This window comes from Bacteroidales bacterium, assembly GCA_041671145.1.
In the GTDB taxonomy this organism is placed as follows: Bacteria; Bacteroidota; Bacteroidia; order Bacteroidales; family JAHJDW01; genus JAQUPB01.
In genome coordinates this window covers 28,929-47,511 of record JBAZBZ010000011.1, presented here as the reverse complement: position 1 = coordinate 47,511, position 18,583 = coordinate 28,929, and the positions used below count along the sequence as shown (strand labels likewise).

Annotated in this window: 15 protein-coding genes; 10 read left to right on the top strand and 5 right to left on the bottom strand. The window is 32.4% G+C overall.

Annotation, left to right across the window (positions count from 1 at the left end; translation table 11 throughout):
* Window positions 1-98: 98 nt before the first annotated feature.
* The 4 genes from WC223_05810 to WC223_05795 all read right to left on the bottom strand — a co-directional run bounded on the left by WC223_05810 (window position 99) and on the right by WC223_05795 (window position 3,818).
* Complete coding sequence (locus WC223_05810) at window positions 99-935, bottom strand: caspase family protein (protein ID MFA6923754.1); 837 nt, start codon at window positions 933-935, stop codon at window positions 99-101.
* Window positions 936-1,042: 107 nt separating this feature from the next.
* The gene (locus tag WC223_05805) at window positions 1,043-1,618 is read right to left on the bottom strand and encodes a phosphatase PAP2 family protein (GenBank protein MFA6923753.1); all 576 of its coding nucleotides are present in this window, start codon (window positions 1,616-1,618) and stop codon (window positions 1,043-1,045) included.
* A 165-nt stretch (window positions 1,619-1,783) separates the two neighbouring features.
* Entirely contained in the window at window positions 1,784-2,776 is a 993-nt protein-coding gene (obgE, locus tag WC223_05800; GenBank protein MFA6923752.1) for a GTPase ObgE, read from the bottom strand.
* Window positions 2,777-3,242: 466 nt separating this feature from the next.
* Window positions 3,243-3,818 (bottom strand): adenylate kinase, encoded by a 576-nt coding sequence (locus WC223_05795; protein ID MFA6923751.1) that lies wholly within the window; start codon window positions 3,816-3,818, stop codon window positions 3,243-3,245.
* A 231-nt stretch (window positions 3,819-4,049) separates the two neighbouring features.
* Here WC223_05795 and purE point away from each other — a divergent pair, with 231 nt between their 5' ends.
* The 5 genes from purE (at window position 4,050) to WC223_05770 (ending at window position 11,465) form a co-directional block, all read left to right on the top strand.
* Window positions 4,050-4,562, top strand: coding sequence for a 5-(carboxyamino)imidazole ribonucleotide mutase (purE, locus tag WC223_05790; GenBank protein ID MFA6923750.1), 513 nt, complete (start codon window positions 4,050-4,052; stop codon window positions 4,560-4,562).
* Window positions 4,563-4,614: 52 nt separating this feature from the next.
* Window positions 4,615-6,516, top strand: coding sequence for a 1-deoxy-D-xylulose-5-phosphate synthase (gene dxs, locus WC223_05785; GenBank protein MFA6923749.1), 1,902 nt, complete (start codon window positions 4,615-4,617; stop codon window positions 6,514-6,516).
* Window positions 6,517-6,828: 312 nt separating this feature from the next.
* Window positions 6,829-7,854 carry a branched-chain amino acid aminotransferase gene (locus WC223_05780; protein ID MFA6923748.1) on the top strand — a complete coding sequence of 342 codons (1,026 nt, stop codon included), beginning with the start codon at window positions 6,829-6,831 and terminating at the stop codon, window positions 7,852-7,854.
* Between the two features lie 109 nt (window positions 7,855-7,963).
* Window positions 7,964-8,713 carry a hypothetical protein gene (locus WC223_05775; GenBank protein MFA6923747.1) on the top strand — a complete coding sequence of 250 codons (750 nt, stop codon included), beginning with the start codon at window positions 7,964-7,966 and terminating at the stop codon, window positions 8,711-8,713.
* A gap of 22 nt (window positions 8,714-8,735) precedes the next feature.
* Complete coding sequence (locus WC223_05770; protein MFA6923746.1) at window positions 8,736-11,465, top strand: C25 family cysteine peptidase; 2,730 nt, start codon at window positions 8,736-8,738, stop codon at window positions 11,463-11,465.
* Window positions 11,466-11,648: 183 nt separating this feature from the next.
* Here the strand turns inward: WC223_05770 and WC223_05765 are convergent, their stop codons facing one another.
* Entirely contained in the window at window positions 11,649-12,371 is a 723-nt protein-coding gene (locus WC223_05765; protein MFA6923745.1) for a pyridoxine 5'-phosphate synthase, read from the bottom strand.
* A gap of 165 nt (window positions 12,372-12,536) precedes the next feature.
* Here WC223_05765 and WC223_05760 point away from each other — a divergent pair, with 165 nt between their 5' ends.
* The 5 genes from WC223_05760 to WC223_05740 all read left to right on the top strand — a co-directional run bounded on the left by WC223_05760 (window position 12,537) and on the right by WC223_05740 (window position 18,500).
* Window positions 12,537-13,199 (top strand): CBS domain-containing protein, encoded by a 663-nt coding sequence (locus WC223_05760; protein ID MFA6923744.1) that lies wholly within the window; start codon window positions 12,537-12,539, stop codon window positions 13,197-13,199.
* Window positions 13,200-13,335: 136 nt separating this feature from the next.
* Window positions 13,336-14,784 (top strand): BamA/TamA family outer membrane protein, encoded by a 1,449-nt coding sequence (locus WC223_05755; protein MFA6923743.1) that lies wholly within the window; start codon window positions 13,336-13,338, stop codon window positions 14,782-14,784.
* 102 nt (window positions 14,785-14,886) lie between these two features.
* Window positions 14,887-15,486, top strand: coding sequence for an RNA polymerase sigma factor (locus WC223_05750; GenBank protein MFA6923742.1), 600 nt, complete (start codon window positions 14,887-14,889; stop codon window positions 15,484-15,486).
* Complete coding sequence (locus WC223_05745) at window positions 15,483-17,147, top strand: hypothetical protein (protein MFA6923741.1); 1,665 nt, start codon at window positions 15,483-15,485, stop codon at window positions 17,145-17,147. Before WC223_05750 ends, WC223_05745 begins: the two co-directional genes overlap by 4 nt.
* A 93-nt stretch (window positions 17,148-17,240) precedes the next feature.
* Window positions 17,241-18,500 (top strand): PKD domain-containing protein, encoded by a 1,260-nt coding sequence (locus WC223_05740; protein MFA6923740.1) that lies wholly within the window; start codon window positions 17,241-17,243, stop codon window positions 18,498-18,500.
* Window positions 18,501-18,583 lie beyond the last annotated feature (83 nt).

Sequence of the window (18,583 nt, the reverse complement as noted above, 5' to 3'; positions counted from 1 at the left end):
ACTTTGCGAAAACCTTTGTGTGCCTTTGTGGTAAAAAAAATCAACCACAAAGTCGCACAAAAGATAGCACTAAGGGGCACAAAGAAAAAAAAGTTATTTTAATTAACCAAATAAAATTCTTTCACCTTGCTTGAATCCAAAAATCCTTTTTTCTCAATTTCCTTGCTTCCTTCAAGATGCGGATTTTGTTTAAAATCATTTGCATCCAAAGCTTTGTTAATATTTTTTACAACAGTAACAAGTGATTCTGATAAACCATTCGGTTTTTGAAGTTCTTTCAATAAAAAATAAGTTAATGCACCATTTGGTCTGTTGTTAAATGTTGCATCGGCAGAAGTCTGATTTGACTGACATCCGGAAATTAAAGCAACATTAAGTTTACTTGCTTCCTTTGGTAAACTATTTGGTTGTATTTTTGTTTGATTATTAAAAGTTTGCAATCGCCATTCTATATCAGCAGGAGGCATCATTGTTTTGGCTGTTTGTTTTGTTTTTGGAAAATATTTGCTCATGTCTCCAGAGTGACATGAATCGGAAATCCAGACAAATTCAACTCCTTTAGGAACCGCAGAAAACAACTTTGCAAAATCTTTGTCTCTAATCATATGTTTATCGGTCCAGTCAAAATCAACGGGACAAATAACTTCGTCTTTCCCGTCAACTTCACCTTTTTTATCTCTTGTGACAACCTGTGCACCGTGTCCGCTGTAATGAAATAAAATTCTGTCGCCTTTCTTTACTCCAGTTATAAGCCACTTCAAACGAGCTAAAATTTCTTTTGCAGTTGCACGCGAATCGGTAAGCAATCGAATCTCTTGCATTTTGAATTTGCAATTTTTTACAAGAAAATTTGCCATGTCGGTGATGTCGTTTACGCATCCGCTTAGCGGTGCACCTGGATATTTGTTAATCCCTACTAATAATGCTCTGTTCATGATTTTTTAGTTTTAAGGTTTTTGATTTTATTGATTGTTTTCTTTTTTTAATCTTTTTTTGTGTAAAAATATAATTTATAATGCGAAGAGCTTCAGAATATATTAAACTAATTAAAAATTTTATTTTTCACAATAGTATAAATTTTAAAAACCATCAAAGCCACACAAGCTCCGAAAACCGCACCACAAATAACATCGCCTAAATAATGTACACCAAGATAAATTCTGCTGAATGAAACTATGCTTGCCCATATAATTAAAGAAGGAGCAAGCCATTTAAAATTTTGTTTCAAAAGTTTTATTATGAATATTGAAATTGCAAAAATATTTGAAGCATGCGATGAAACAAAACCATATTCGCCTCCACAATAATTTTTTACAATATGAATTTTTAAAATAATACCATCATCGTGGCAAGGACGTGTTCGTTTTACCATGTCTTTAATAAAACAAGAAGTTTGGTCGCTTATAATTATTAGAACTAAAATAAAAAATAAAACAAGATATGTTTTCTTTTTTTCAGTTTTAATAACAAGATACAATAAGAATAAATACAACGGAATCCAAATGAATTTGTCGCTAATCCAATACATAACAAAGTCAAAAAAACTGTTGTGAAATTGATTCAGGAATAATGTTATTCTGGTATCAATGCTGTTTAATATTTCGATGAAATTAGTCATCAGTCATAAGACATTAGTCATTAGTAAAAACATTGTTGAATTGCTCAATTGCCAAGCAACTTGGCGACTTGGCGTCTTTGCGGTTAAATATTTTTTTTGGTTTCTCGCAGAGACGCAGAGAAAAATAAAACAACTGACAACAAATTATTAATTATTATTTGTTAATTATTCATTGTTCAATTCTTTCCACAAAACATCTTTTAATTCCATGAGTCCAAAACCAGTATGCGAAGAAATAAAAACAAATGGAATTTTCGGAATATTTTTTTTAATTTTTTTCATTTCATTTTCATTTATCAAATCCGATTTTGAAATTGCAAGTATTCTCTTCTTATCAAGAAGTTCGGGATTATAAGTTTTTAATTCATTCAACAAAACCTCATATTCTTTTTTTATATTTTCCGAATTTGCAGGAACAATAAATAAAAGCAGAGAATTTCTTTCGATGTGTCGAAGGAATCGCAACCCAAGTCCTTTCCCTTCGCTTGCCCCCTCTATGATACCTGGAATATCAGCCATTACAAATGACCTGTGTTCACGGTAGGCAACCACTCCCAAATTAGGAACAAGTGTAGTAAAAGGATAATCGGCAATTTCAGGTTTTGCTGCTGACAATACAGACAGCAATGTTGATTTCCCTGCATTAGGAAATCCAACCAGACCAACGTCAGCCAATAATTTTAATTCAAATATTTTCCATCCTTCAGTTCCTTTTTCTCCCGGCTGTGCAAATCTTGGAGTTTGATGAGTTGCTGTTCTGAAATAATGATTTCCCATGCCTCCTCTCCCACCCGACATAAAAATTTTTGTTTCGCCGTCTTCAGTAATTTCAAGTTCCGTTTCATTTGTTTCGAAGTTTTTAATTATTGTGCCAAGAGGAACTTCAATAATGGCATCATTTCCATCAGCGCCTGTACATAAATTATGGCTCCCCTTTCCTCCGTCTTTTGCGGTAATATGTTTTGTGTATTTTAAATGAAGAAGTGTCCACAATTGTTTATTGCCTTTAATAATAACATGCCCGCCTCTGCCGCCATTTCCGCCATCGGGACCGCCTCTCGGTTTTGATTTTTCATGGCGCAAATGAACGGAACCACCTCCGCCTTTTCCCGATTTACAAAAAATTTTTACGTAATCAATAAAATTAGATTCGGACATTTTAGGTAGTTTAAAGTTTAATGTTTAAAGTTTAAAGTTGTTCGTAATTCAGGGTTTGAAGCTACTATTAATTGGTCATTAGTAAGAAAAACTTCGAAATTCGATATTCATTATTCGATGTTCGATATTTTTTTATTATAAAATCTTTAAAATTAATATTCATGGCTTGTTAAAAAATAATATTTACAATTAATTTGGTATGGTAATATCCCGCATGTGCAAAATTAAACTTTGTGAACTTTGTGTAAACCTTAGTGTTCTTTGTGGTTAAAAAAAAGATAACCACAAAGGGCAAAGAACTGTATTTGGTTAACACTACCTTTATTTTTAATGTAAAGTTTATTTATCAGCAATTCCTCAATGTTCGAAATTCGATATTTTTTTATTATAAAATCTTTTAAGTTATTAGCCATTAGTTTAAAAGTAAAAAATTTTAAACTTTAGACATTAAACTTTAAAACTCTATTTATTTTTTCAACGAATCAATCACTTTAGCAACGTTTACAAAAATATCATCGATACTACCCACGCCATGAATCAATGAAAGTTTATTTTGTTTCTTGTAATAATCAAGCAAAGGAAATGTTTGTTTTTTATAAACTTCAATTCTGTTTTTAATTACTTCTTCTGTATCATCGGTTCTGCCAGTTTGTTGTGCTCTGTGAAGCAATCGTTTCATAAGTATGTCTTCGGGAACATCGAGTGCAACAGTTATTGAAACAGGAGAATTATTATTGTTTAAATTCTGGTCGAGTTTTTCTGCCTGCATTATTGTTCGCGGGAAACCATCGAAAATAAAACCTTTTGCATTTTGATTTTTAGAAACTCTGTCGAGAAGAATTTCAATTATTAATTCATCTGAAACAAGTTCTCCGCGTTCCATTATTCCTTTTACTTTTAAACCGAGTGTGGTTCCTCCTTTAACTTCAGCTCTCAAAATATCACCTGTTGATAAATGAACAAGGTTGTATTTCTCAATTAGTTTTTCAGATTGCGTTCCTTTTCCTGAACCCGGAGGTCCGAATAATACAATATTTAGCATGGTTTTGATTTTTTTTAGTTATTAATGATTAATTTCTGTTTTAGCGTTAAAAATAAAAACAACAGTTCACAAACTTTTTAGTTATGAGCATTTCACGAAATATAAATGCTTAATCAGCAACAATTATTTCCGCTAATATAAATATAAATTCAGTAAAAGAAATTAAATTTTTATTTGAATACGAATTGATAATTATTAAAAAAACAATTACGTTTGCATAAAATTTAAAATATGGAACCAAAAGTTAGTATTATTATGGGAAGCACTTCCGATTTGCCTGTTATGGAAGAAGCTGCCAAAGTTCTCGATGAATTTGGAATTCCTTTTGAAATCAATGCACTTTCAGCACACAGAACTCCCGACAAAGTTATGGAGTTTGCAAAAAAAGCATATTCAAGAGGCGTGAAAGTCATAATTGCTGGAGCAGGCGGAGCAGCTCATCTGCCGGGTGTCATTGCAGCCAGCACTCCAATTCCGGTTATTGGCGTACCCATTAAATCATCTAATTCCATTGATGGATGGGATTCCATTCTTTCGATTCTGCAAATGCCCGCCGGAATTCCGGTTGCTACGGTAGCTTTGAATGGTGCTGCAAATGCAGGTATTCTTGCCGCTCAGATTCTTGCAACAGGAAATAAAGAAATTTTAAATAAGATTATTGATTATAAGGAAAATTTAAAAATAAAGATTATTAAAGCAAATGATGAACTTTCTAAAGTGAAGTTTAAACACAAAGTAAAATAAAAAGTTTGAAACTTTAAGATTAACAAGATTTTCTTCACAATTTCACAAATTTATTTGCCGGATGAAACCCAAACCTCTTCTTGATAAAATACAGTACCCTGCGGACCTTCGCAAGCTAAAAGAAGAAGAGTTGCCGCAATTATGCGATGAACTCAGAGAATTCGTTATTGACGCAGTTTCAAAGAATCCGGGACACCTTGGCGCAAATCTTGGAGTTATAGAACTTACTGTTGCCATACATTATGTTTTCAATACCCCCAACGACCTTCTTGTTTGGGATGTAGGGCATCAAGCGTATGCTCATAAAATACTGACGGGACGCAAGGATTTATTTTATACAAACCGCTCTTATAAAGGAATAAGCGGTTTTCCACGCAAGTCGGAAAGTGAATATGATTGCTTCGGGACCGGACATTCTTCAACTTCAATTTCTGCAATTCTCGGAATGGCAGTTGCATCAAGACATAACAATGACAAAGAAAGAAATCATATTGCAGTAATAGGTGATGGTTCGATGACAGGAGGAATGGCTTTTGAGGCGTTAAACCACGCCGGAGTTGAAAACGCAAACATACTGATAATTCTTAATGATAACCAGATGGCAATTGACCAGAATGTAGGTGCATTAAAAGAATATTTAACCGACATCACAATATCACATGCCTACAACAGAGTTAAAACAAATGTTTGGAATTTATTAAGTGCATACAGAAATATTGGAATTTTCTTTCGTTCGGTTCTACAAAAACTCGGAAGGGGCTTGAAATCATCGCTTCTGAAACAAAGTAATTTATTCGAATCATTAAATCTTCGTTACTTTGGGCCTGTTGACGGACACGATGTTGTTAGATTGGTTAAAATTCTCGATGATTTAAAAGATATTAAGGGTCCGAAAATTCTTCATGTTCTCACATTAAAAGGAAAAGGTTTTGAAAAAGCCGAAAAAGACCAGATAAAGTGGCATGCACCAGGATACTTTGATAAAAAAACAGGAGAAATAATCGTACCTTCAGTTAAAGAACCGGGTCCTCCAAAATACCAGAATGTTTTCGGTGAAACTATTCTTGAACTTGCTGAAATGAATTCTGCAATAGTGGCTGTAACACCTGCAATGGCTACCGGTAGCTCATTAAATATTATGCAAGATAAAATGCCTGAAAGAGTTTTTGATGTCGGTATTGCGGAACAGCATGCTGTTACTTTTTCTGCAGGTATGGCTAACCGTGGACTAATTCCGTTTTGCAATATTTACTCTTCATTTATTCAGAGAGCTTACGACCAGATAATTCATGATGTTGCCATACAAAAACTCCACGTTGTTTTTTGCTTAGACAGAGCAGGACTTGTCGGCGAAGATGGAGCAACACATCAAGGATTGTTCGATATTGCATACATGACATCTATTCCCAACATGATAGTTTCTGCACCTATGAATGAAGAGGAATTACGCAATCTCATGTACACTGCACAGCTTAATAATAATGGACCATTTAGCATACGCTATCCGCGAGGAAAAGGTATGATGCTCGACTGGAGGAAATCCTTTAATGAAATCCCTATTGGCAAGGGCAGAAAAATTTGTGATGGCAAGGATATTGCCGTTCTTTCAATCGGACACATTGGAAACAATATTTCAAAAATTTACGAACGACTGAAAAGCGAGGAACTTAATATTGCTCATTTTGATATGCGTTTTGTGAAACCTGTTGATGAAGAAATATTAAATCATGTTTTATCAAATTATAAAAAAATTGTTACAATCGAAGATGGCATTATTAAAGGAGGGTTTGGAAGTGTTGTACTTGATTATGCTAACGAAAAAAAATATAAAGGTGATATTCTTAAATTAGGAATTCCCGATTATTTTATTGAGCAGGGAACTATTGAAGAACTCCAGAAAGAATGCAAACTCGACCCCGAAAGCATTTTTAACAAAATAAAATCTTTTGCTTAAATCAGAGTAATACAGGTTAAGTAAAATCATTAGCCACAAGTAGTGTTTTTACTTACTTTATAATTATTCTTTTAAAATATTTTGATTGAAAAAAATATTTTATTTAATTTTATAACATTATTATTATGTACTAAAATAATATAATTAATTATAGTTCTCTGTATTCTTTGTATAATTTTTTTTGTGAACTTTGTAGTTGTCTTTTTGTAAAACTACAAAGAACACAAAGGTTTTTGCAAAGTTCACAAAGTTTAAAACATGGATGTCAAATAAAGAAAAATTAAATAAAAAATAATTAAAAAAACATAAAACATGGCAAACAATATTGATTGGGGAAAACTTTCGTTCGGTTATTTTAAAACCGATTATAATGTTCGCAGTTATTTCAGAAATGGGAAATGGGGCGAACTTGAAACCACCGATTCGGAAAACATAAACATACACATGGCTGCAACGTGTCTTCATTATGGACAGGAAGCATTTGAAGGATTAAAGGCATTCAGGGGAAAGGATGGCAAAATAAGAATTTTCAGATGGGAAGAAAATTGGAAGCGAATGGCAAATTCGGCGAAAGGCATTATGATGGCTGAAGTTCCCAAAGAGTTATTTAAAAAAGCTGTCATTACTGCTATAAAATCAAACACAAAATATGTTCCACCGATGGAATCTGGTGCTTCTTTATACATTCGTCCTTTGCTTATTGGCACCGGTGCACAGGTTGGCGTTAAGCCGGCAATTGAATATTTATTTTTGGTTTTTGTTTCTCCTGTTGGTCCTTATTTTAAAGAAGGTTTTAACCCTGTGAACATACAGATTGTTAAAGATTTTGATAGAGCCGCACCACTTGGAACAGGCAATATAAAAGTAGGAGGAAATTATGCAGCAAGTTTAAAATCTCTCGGCAGAGCACATGACGAAGGATTCTCAACCGTTTTATATCTGGATGCTAAAGAAAAAAAATACATTGATGAAGCAGGTCCTGCTAATTTTTTCGCTATAAAAGGCAAGAAATACATAACACCCGAATCAACATCAGTACTTCCTTCAATTACCAACATGAGTTTGATTGAACTCGCAAAAGACATGGGACTGGAAGTTGAAAGAAGAAAAATTCCCCTCGAAGAATTAAGCGAATTTGATGAAGTTGGAGCATGTGGCACAGCTGCCGTTATAACTCCAATCAAAAAAATAATTGACAGAGAAACAAAGAAAGAATATCTATATTGCAAAGATGGAAAAGCAGGTGCAATTTCCACGAAACTTTATAATAAATTAAGAGCCATCCAATATGGCGAAGAACCCGATAAATACGGATGGGTTAATATTGTTGAAGAATAAAAAATATTTTTTCATTAAAAAAGCATTCAAAATAATTTATTGGGTGCTTTTTTATTTTATGTAAAAAAATGCTATATTTGAATTTATTTATCCTAAACTTAAAGCTATTATGAAATTCAAAAGAATTGCTTTTTTAATGGTAATATCGCTGTTTTCGTTTGCAAATTCTTTTTGTCAGAGTCAGGAAGAATTAATAAAAACAGCATCAAACGATACACTCAATAATGAAGTTCGCATTGGTGCAATTCATAAAATACAAAGTCAGAAAGCACTTGCCGATATTGTAATGAATACTGTCATTAAAAACATCAGAAGAACGGCTATGTCGCGAATAACCGAAGAAGCATTATTAATTGACATTGCCAAAAATTCTTCTTATATCGATGTACGCAGAGTGGCAATTGGAAAAATAAACGACCTAAATACATTGGTATATATTGCAAAGCACGATGAAGACATGGAAGCCGTGAGAGCGGCAGTGAAAAGAATTAACGACCAGAACGTGCTTACCGATATTGCACGAAAATCACACTTTACTGAAATACGAAAATTTGCTATTGAAAAAATAAGCGACAACAGTTTACTTTACAGCATTGTCAAGGACTGTGAATTTCCCGAAGCAAGAAAAGCTGCTGCTGAAAAAATAACCGACCAGAAATTATTGTTTGACATAGCAAAAAATGATAAAGAGGATGGCATAAGATTTGCTGCTATGAACAGTTTGAACAATGAAAACATAATGAATTTGCTTAAAAGCGTTACTTGCCAACAGAAAAAGGAAGTTTTTAATATTGCAAAAACAAAATTACCTCCCGAAACTATTAATAAATTGGCTTCGGAAAATAAAGGATGTATTTAATTTTTTTTAATTCTCAAATAAAGTGTTTGACAGAAAGATTATAAAAATATTTTTTATTGTAATTGCATTATTACTTAATGCAAATATTTCTTTTTGCATTAAGTATTCGAACTCCAAAAAAGCAAATTCCGGAAAAATAGAATTAGTATCATCAAACTTAACAACGACTATTATAAATTATTCGCTTGATGATTTTACATTTGTTGAAAGAAAAGTAAACAATAGAACCGAATATTCTATTAATACCGAAAACGCAACCTCCATACTTATTGCCGGTGCACCCGATTTAGTTAAGTTTACTTCATCAATTCTTATTCCTGATATGGATGAAATGCGGGCGGAAGTCATCTCTTCAAAATATAAAGATTATCCTAACATTTTGATAGCTCCCTCAAAAGGAAATCTTCTTCGCAATGTCAATCCTGACGATGTTCCTTATAAATACGGAGAACAATATTCGAAAAATGAATTTTTTCCTGCAAAACTTGTTGATTTGAAAGAACCCTATATTCTAAGGGATTACCGCGGTCAAACAATTGTTATTTATCCTTTTCGGTATAATCCGGTTACAAAAATCCTGCGTGTATATCTTGATTTAACAATTCAAATTTCATCAAAAAGTAAAAACGGAAAAAATCAATTTCACAAAACAAAAAATACAAATAAAATTGTTGAGGAATTTAACAATTTATATTCAAGACATTTTCTGAATTACAACTCCTTAAAATATACTCCGGTTACTGAAAAGGGAAATATGCTTGTAATTTGCTACGGACAGTTTATGGCTGAAATGCAACCTTTCGTCAACTGGAAAAAAACCGAAGGAATTTCCTGTGAAATAGTAAATATTGATTCCATTGGAAACACTTCATCGGATATTAAAACATTTGTTGCTAATTATTATAATACCAAAGGACTAGCTTTTCTTGTTCTTGTGGGCGATGCTGCTCAGATTCCTTCAAACGACAATTCGGGAAATACTTCTGACAATATATATGGCTACATTACAGGAAACGACCATTATTCTGAAATACTTGTAGGACGTATATCAGCAGAAAATATTTCGCATGTGCAAACACAGGTGAGAAGATTTCTGGAGTATGAAAAAAATCCGGTAATTACAGGTGATTTCGGAAAAGGGTTATGCATTGGTTCCGACCAAGGTCCTGGCGATAATAGTGAATACGACTGGCAACATGAACGTGCTATCAGAAATATACTAATAAATTACAAATATCATTATTGTGCCGAACTGTTCGATGGAAGCCATGACGAGCAGGATGCTGCCAACAATCCATCAGCATCAATGGTCGCTTCGGAAATTAATAATGGAGCAGGAATTATAAATTATACGGGGCATGGCTCAACCTATGCATGGACCACTTCGGGATTCAGTAATTCTTATATTAATAGTACCTTGAATAATATAAGTTGTCTGCCTTTTATTTTTTCTGTTGCCTGTATAAATGGCGATTTCGACGGAAAGACATGCTTTGCCGAAGCATGGCTAAGAGCAGTTGATATTTCAGGAAATCCGAAAGGAGCTGTAGCTGCATTAATGTCAACTGTTAATCAATCATGGGACCCGCCAATGGCAGGACAAGATGAAATGAATAATATTCTTACCGAGTCATATTCAGGCAATATAAAACATACTTTCGGTGGAATTTCCTTTAACGGCATAAACAAAATGCTTGATGCTTATTCCGATACATTAATGGCAGACACATGGACAATTTTCGGCGACCCATCATTGATGCTCAGAACTGATACTCCGAAAGTACTTACAGCAAACCATTTCCCAAGCATATTACCCGGAACATTATCTTTTGATGTTAATTGCCCTATTGAAGGTGCAAGTGTTGCTTTGACCAGAAAAGATAATTATGACATTATCGGAACAGGAACAATATCAAGTGGAAGCGTATCCTTCACCCTTCCCGTGTTAAATCTTGGCGATACATTTAGAGTTTGCTGTACTGCATATAATTATGTTCCATATATCGGAGAATTTTTTGTTTGCAATGTAATGTCTGTTAATTTTAGTGCAAAAGATACTATTTGCAGGGGAGAAACGTCAACTATAACTGCAAATGCGATTTGCGGTGCGAATTATTACAGCTACTCATGGAGCAACACTCAAACCACATCCACAATTACTGTAACTCCTGATACTACTGCTACATATTCGGTTACAATTACAGATGCTGCTTTAAATCAAGTTACAGGAAACTCCATTATTACCGTGAATTCCGTGCCCAAAATTACAGATTTCAATATAAAAAAATCTCTTTGTCTGACTTGCGATGATGGGTCTTTGTTGGTCAATGTGAATGAAGGAACATTGCCATACACATATTCATGGAATACGAAACCGATGCAAACCAATATGGTTGCGGTTAATCTACATTGCGGAGATTATTCTGTTACCGTAACTGATGCAAATGGATGTTCCAGAATGGGTGAAACTGTTATCGGGTGCGTCAGGTATAGCAGCGATACAAGCGAAGTTGCAATTTATTCAAATCCCAACAACGGCGAATTCACTATGGATTTTTTGTTTAAAAATGTTGAAACGGTAAATATTAAAATTTATAATCTTACCGGCGAAATAATATATTCGGATAAAATTCTTGTCAATAAAATACAAACTAATTCCATTGACCTCAAAAGCATTGCTGATGGTATATACTTCATGGAAATTAAAAGTGATACTAAAAAGTTTGTAAAAAAAATAGTTGTTCGAAAATGAAGAGAGTTTAAAGTTTGAGGTCTAAAGTTTAAAGTTATTGGTCATTCAACATTAACAATTGCCTAACGGGTCAAAAGTCAAACAAAGAAAAACTTTGCGGCTCTGCGAGAAACTTAAAAAAATATTCAACTGCAAACTGCCAAGAAATATTGACAAATGCGAAATTTCGCAAAACTTTAAACTTTAGACCTTAAACTTTAAACTATTCAAATACATTTTAATTGTATTTTCCAATCCAAAATAAATAGCATCGGAGATTAAAGCATGACCTATGGAAACTTCGAGGAGAGATGGGATATTTTTTGCGAAATAATTCAGATTGTCGATATTCAAATCATGTCCTGCGTTAATTCCGAATCCGAGTTCGTTGGCATATTTTGCAGCTTCTATATATGGCTTTATTGCTTTTTCCCTATTGGAATAAAAATCTTTTGCAAAAGCTTCGGTATATAATTCAATTCTGTCGGTACCGGTTTCCACAGCATTTTCGAGCATTTCCACAATAGGGTCAATGAATATTGAAACTCTTATATTTTCATTTTTAAATTTCTCAATAATATCTGATAGAAATTTTTTATTCAATTTTGTATTCCATCCTGCGTTTGAAGTGATGGCATCGGGAGGGTCGGGAACTAAAGTAACCTGAGCAGGTTTAACATTGCAAACAAGCTTTATGAATTTTTCTGATGGATATCCTTCAATATTGAATTCGGTTTTTAACACATCTTTCAAATCATAAACATCTTTATATTTAATGTGCCTCTCATCGGGACGCGGGTGAACGGTAATTCCATCGGCACCGAATCTTTCGCAGTCAATAGCAACCTTAATAACATCTGGCAGATTTCCTCCTCTTGCATTTCGGAGTGTTGCTATTTTATTTATGTTGATACTTAACTTTGTCATCTTTTTTAATAAAATTAATTACAAAACTAAAAAAAAATGTATGTTTGTGTAATATATTATTTAAAAAGATAAAAAAAATAAAGATTAAAAGATTAAAATATCTGGCTTGTAGCTCGTAGCTCTTGGCTTGCAGCACAAATAAAAACTTAATACGGATTTATTTTTATGATTGCAGAAGAATTAATATCATATTCAATCCCTTCACTGAAAACATCGGATAATGCCAACAAAGCATTAACTATGATGGAGGAATATAAAGTTACACATCTTCCTATTGTTAATAATGAACAGTTTCTCGGATTGATTTCCGAAAATGATATTCTGGATATCAACGAGCCAGATGAACCACTCGGAAATCATTCACTTTCATTAACCAAACCTTATGTATTGAGAAGTCAGCATATACTTGATGTTTTAAAATTAATGTCGTTCCTACAATTATCATTAATTCCGGTGCTCGACGATAAAAATAATTATCTGGGAGCAATAACTTTAAAAACTCTTTTAATAAAATTCGCCGAATTCACTGCAATTCAAAATCCCGGTGGAATAATAATCCTTGAGTTAAACAGCAACGACTATACACTTGCACAGATTTCGCAGATTGTGGAATCCAATGATGCAAAAATTCTGAATATGTTCGTAACAGCACATCCCGATTCTACAAAAATTGATGTTACTCTTAAAGTTAACAGAACCGATATAACTCCCATTTTAAAGACATTTACGCGATACGATTATGTTATAAAAGCATCTTTCGGTGAAGATAATTTTTATGATGATTTAAAAGAAAGATATGATTCTTTTATGAATTACTTAAATATTTAAAAAAAATAAAAGATTGAAAGATTAAAAAATTAAAAGATTCTTTATTTGTTGTTATTTTCTTTCTTTCTCTTGGCTCGAAGCTTGCAGCTCGTATCTAAAAATAAAAAAGTTGATGAATTAATAAGGATAAATCCGCTTGAAAAGAATAATTCCAATATTTATCATTGTATTTTTTTTGTTTTTTACTTTTTTTTTAAAATCGCAGGATATTGCTCTAAATAATGCTACAGGGAAAATTTTTCCCGATAAATCTACAGATGAATATTATATAATAGATAGTATAATCATTACCGGCAACAATATCACAAGAAGGCATATAATATTGCGCGAGCTTCAGTATAAAGAAAATGATACTGTCGGGAAAATAATGTTCGGCAAATACATAAAGACGAGCAGGGAAAACCTTTTAAATACATCATTGTTCAATTTTGTAAACATTGATTATAATATTAAAGAAAACAAAAAAGTAACACTTAGAATAAATGTTATTGAGAGATGGTACACATGGCCGTATCCCCTGTTTGAAATTGCCGACAGAAACTTTAATACATGGCTCGAAGAAAAAGATTTGAGTCGCACTAACTACGGACTTTTTCTCGTAAGAGAAAATTTCAGGGGAAGAAAAGAAATACTTAAATTTCTTGTAAAAATGGGCTACGAAGAAGAATACGGATTTTCGTATAAAATTCCTTATTTGAATAAAAATCAGAGAAGCGGCATTAGCGTTTCTTTTGCTCATTCACGCTTTCACGAAATACCTTATACCTCTACAAGTAATAAACTTGTATATTTCAGGGAGCACCAACGCTTTGCAAGAATTGATTATGAAGGAGAAATAATTTATTCATACAGGCAAGGAATTTACAACACACATAATCTTGAAATTTATTATAATAATACCAGAATCTCAGATTCACTATCAGTTTTAAGCAAAGAATATATTAATAATGGTAAAACTCAGAGAGAATACTTATCACTGAGTTATCTTTATAAAAGAGATTGCAGGGATTCGAAAGCATATCCTTTAAGTGGTTATTATTTTGATATTAGTCTGACAAAAGACGGAATAGGCATAATAAATGATAATAATCTCTACATAACATATATCAATACTTCGTTCTGTGAATATTTCACTATAAGTAAAAGGTTATATTTTGCAAACAGTTTGAGCGCTAAGATTTCTAATAAATCATTTCAGCCATATTACATTCAGAAATCATTAGGTTATGGAAACGACTTTGTTCGTTCATTTGAATACTACGTGATGGATGGACAACATTTTGCATTATATAAATCGAACTTTAAATATGCACTTTTACCAACAAGAATTCATAAATTCAATTTCATAAAAACCGAAAAATTTAATACTATACATTATGCTTTATACGTGAATTTATTCGGTGACGCCGCTTATGTATCAGATGAGCAATTAAAGCGAAACAATCCTCTTTCAAATACATTCATATACGGCGGTGGCATAGGTATTGATTTTGTAACATATTACGATAAGGTTTTCCGCTTGGAATATTCTATAAATATGCTTGGCGAATCGGCAGTTTTTCTGCATTTCATAGCACCTATTTGACAGAGGTTGTCTCATACTAAAACACTACCAGTTAAAAAAATATTTTTCTCAGGCAACTTTACTATATTTATGGTGTCTTATTAAAAAGAGAAATATAAGTTAATGAGTATTTCAGAAAGAATACAGTTAGACGATAAGGTTTTAATTGAGGGATGTATGGCTGGAAAGCGTAGTTTTGAAACCATGCTTTTCGACAGGTATGCACCAACTATGCTGGTTATTTGCATGAGATATTCGAGAAATAAAGATGAAGCCGAAGATATTGCACAGGAGGGTTTTGTGAAAATATTTTTAAAAATAAAAGATTACAAGTTTGAAGGTTCTTTCGAAGGATGGATGAAGAAAATAATGGTTAATACAGCTTTGAATTATCACAGGGATAATCTTAAGCATTTCTTCCATAAGGATATTGATGAAATTGAAGACAAATTAGAAGTGGAAGAAGAAAATTACGAAGAAGCAATACTAAGTGAAAAAGAGTTGCTCGAAATAATTCAGAGTTTACCCGAAGGTTACAGAGCCGTATTTAACCTTTATGTTTTTGAAGAATACGGACACAAGGAAATTGCCGAAATGCTTGGAATAACCGAAAGCACATCAAAATCGCAATTATTTAAAGCAAGAAATTATTTAAAGAAAAAAGTAAATGAGTACTTTAAATTTGAAAATAAAAATCATTTAACTAATATTATAGTAAAATGAAAAATGATTTAGAAAATATAGATAAGTTTTTTAAAGGAGGTTTGGAAAACTATCGCGTCGAACCCGGTTCCGGGCTTTTGAAAGGAGTAAAAAAAGATTTATTCCTTAAAAAGATTTTGACAAAAGGATTTTTAAATGGCACAAATTTGTTTTTATTTGAGATAGTTGATATTCTTATAATATTTTCTTTCTGTGCAACTACTTATTTTAGCTATAATGCCAAATCAAATGTTAATACTGCTTATAACAAAGTTCTTATTTCAAGAAATTTCAGCATTAAAAATTCATCAAATGAAACTAATCATGATGCAATTCAGAAAAAAGCTGTAAACGCAACTTTTTCAAACAATGCTAAAGGTAATAATACCGAAAATATTGAAATAGAAAGAAATGAAGGAAAGCAAAGTGCCGAAAAATCAGGCAATTTAAAAGCGGGAAAAGAAAAAACAAAAACAGAATCTGCTGAAATAAATACTGAATCCAAAACAACAAAGAACGAGAAAAACATTAAAAAGCAATCAGGAAAGGCAAATGAAAAGCCATTTGTTGCAGGCAATACAGAAAAGAAGAAAATGTTTAAAGAAACTAAATCAACTGCCGGGATTGATAAAACAAATAATAATGAAACCAAGTCAAGAAATTCTAATTCCAGTACAAATAAAAAAAATGTTGCTTCCACGAAAACGAGTAATAAAAAACCGATAATTAAAACAAATACTATTACTAACAATATTCCAAACACAAATAATATAACAAGTAAAGAAAATAATGAAAAGACGAATAATCCAAATGAAGTTTCAAATCAACAACAACCTCAAAATAATTTGCCTGCAGAAAACAAAAAATCACAAAAAGACACTTTAACTAATGTTAAATCCGACTCAACAAGCATCACTCAGAATAATCCACCATTACCTGCAGATTACGTTCGTAAAAATAAATTTTCTGTTGATATTTATGGTTCTCCGTTTTGTGCAATTAATACTTTGTCTTCTGTTGAATTTAAAGATTATATAAATAAAATAAAAGAATATGAAAAACCAGCATTATCATATTCTTTTGGAGCAGAAGCAAAATATAATATCAAAAAGTTTTTTATTAAAAGTGGAATTAACTATTCTGAATATATAACAAAAAGTAAATTTTCAATAAATAAAATCACAGGTTATGATACAAGTAAAAGTTTTTTGAAAATTGATACAATTGGCTATGATAGCACCAATCAAAATTTACCAATGTTAGATAGTAATTGGAAACACATTAGCTCACCTGTATCGAAAGATGAAAACATAAAGTCAATAAACTCATTAAGGTATTTTGAAATACCTTTGCTCATCGGATACGAATTTGGAAAGAACAAATTTACATTGCGGGTTACCATGGGAGCGTCAGTTGCATTTTATCTTTCTTCAAAAGGCAAAATTATTTCAACCGATTTAAAAGAAGTAGTTGATTTTAATAAAAATTATTTCCCTTTCCAAAGCAATTTCTTTAATTTTATATGCAGGTTGGGCTTTTGTTATAAGTTAAATGATAAAATAAGTATTGTTGCGGAACCTTCATTCAATTGTACGTTTAATTCTATCTTCAAAAATTCATTTGGGATAAATCAAAAAATAAAATCGGCAGGATTAAATGCCGGTGTGAATTTTAAATTCTAATAAATTCTTTTTTTATTTTCTCAGGCAACCTTTTTAAAAGTTAGTGTCTTATTGATGAAATTAAAAATCATTAATCACTAAAAACTTAAAAAAATGAAAAAGATTATTCTAAAGTTGCTGTTAAACCTGATATTTACAGGAATTATAGCAAGCGGTTATACCGCAAACAACAGGGTTGATTTTAATTCAACCTCCATGAAAACGCTAAAAGGCGGAAATGACTCCATCCCGAATGGAAATGACTCCGCTTGTATTGCTTCATTTATTTATCAAAAAGATTCTGTTAATAACACATATTATTTTAACAGTACATCATCAAGCAGCAACATAAATAATTGGGTATGGGATTTTGGTGATGGTACAACATCAAATATCCAGAATCCGAGCCATATTTATTCAACTACCGGCACATTTAATGTTTGTCTGACAGTATCTGAAATTTCTAATCTGCAAAATATAATATGCAGTGACACGTATTGCAGTAATGTGATAGTTGGCAATGATAATGGAAACGATTCCATCCCGACCGGAAACTGTGTTGCTTCATTTATTTCTTATAAGGATTCTGTTAATATTAATAACACATATTATTTTAACAGTACATCATCAAGCAGCAACATAAATAATTGGGTATGGGATTTTGGTGATGGTACAACATCAAATATTCAAAATCCGAGCCATATTTATTCAACTACCGGCACATTTAATGTTTGTCTGACAGTATCTGAAATTTCAAATCAACAAAATGTAGTATGCAGTGATGCGTATTGCAATACAATTGTTATTGGAAACGGACAGAATAATTGCAATGCAGACATATATTTAGTGCAAGATAGTAGTGGTACAAATTCATTATTATGGTATGCCTACCCTTCTGTAACAGGCACTGCTCCATTCAGCTATCTTTGGGATTTTGGTGATGGAAGTACTTCCACACTGCAATATCCATCGCATACTTATGCTACTCCCGGTCATTATAATATATGCTTAACCATTACTGATGCCAATGGATGCAGCAGTTCTACATGTGAAACAACCAAAGCCAACAGAGGAGAATCAGGTTTTATTCAACAACTTATAGTTGTGGATGCAGCAGCAGGTATTAGAGAAAATACAGTTTCTCTGAATTCTGTTTTCCCAAATCCTTCTAATAACAGGATAGAAGTTTCGTTAAGTCAGTCAATACAGGGAGAACTGAAAATTACAGATATTACAGGCAGGGAAGTATATAATGAAAAAGTTAATTCAAAAAATATCATAGTTGATGTTTCAACACTTCCGGCAGGGTATTATACTCTTTCTGTTGTTTTGGAAAGTAATACAATTCAAGAAAAAATAATGATTGTAAAATAGAAAAACTTCTTGTTTCGATTGTCAGTGCAAAGAACCTGCAGGAAATTCCTGCGGGTTTTTTTATTAGCTTTACTAAACTTTGA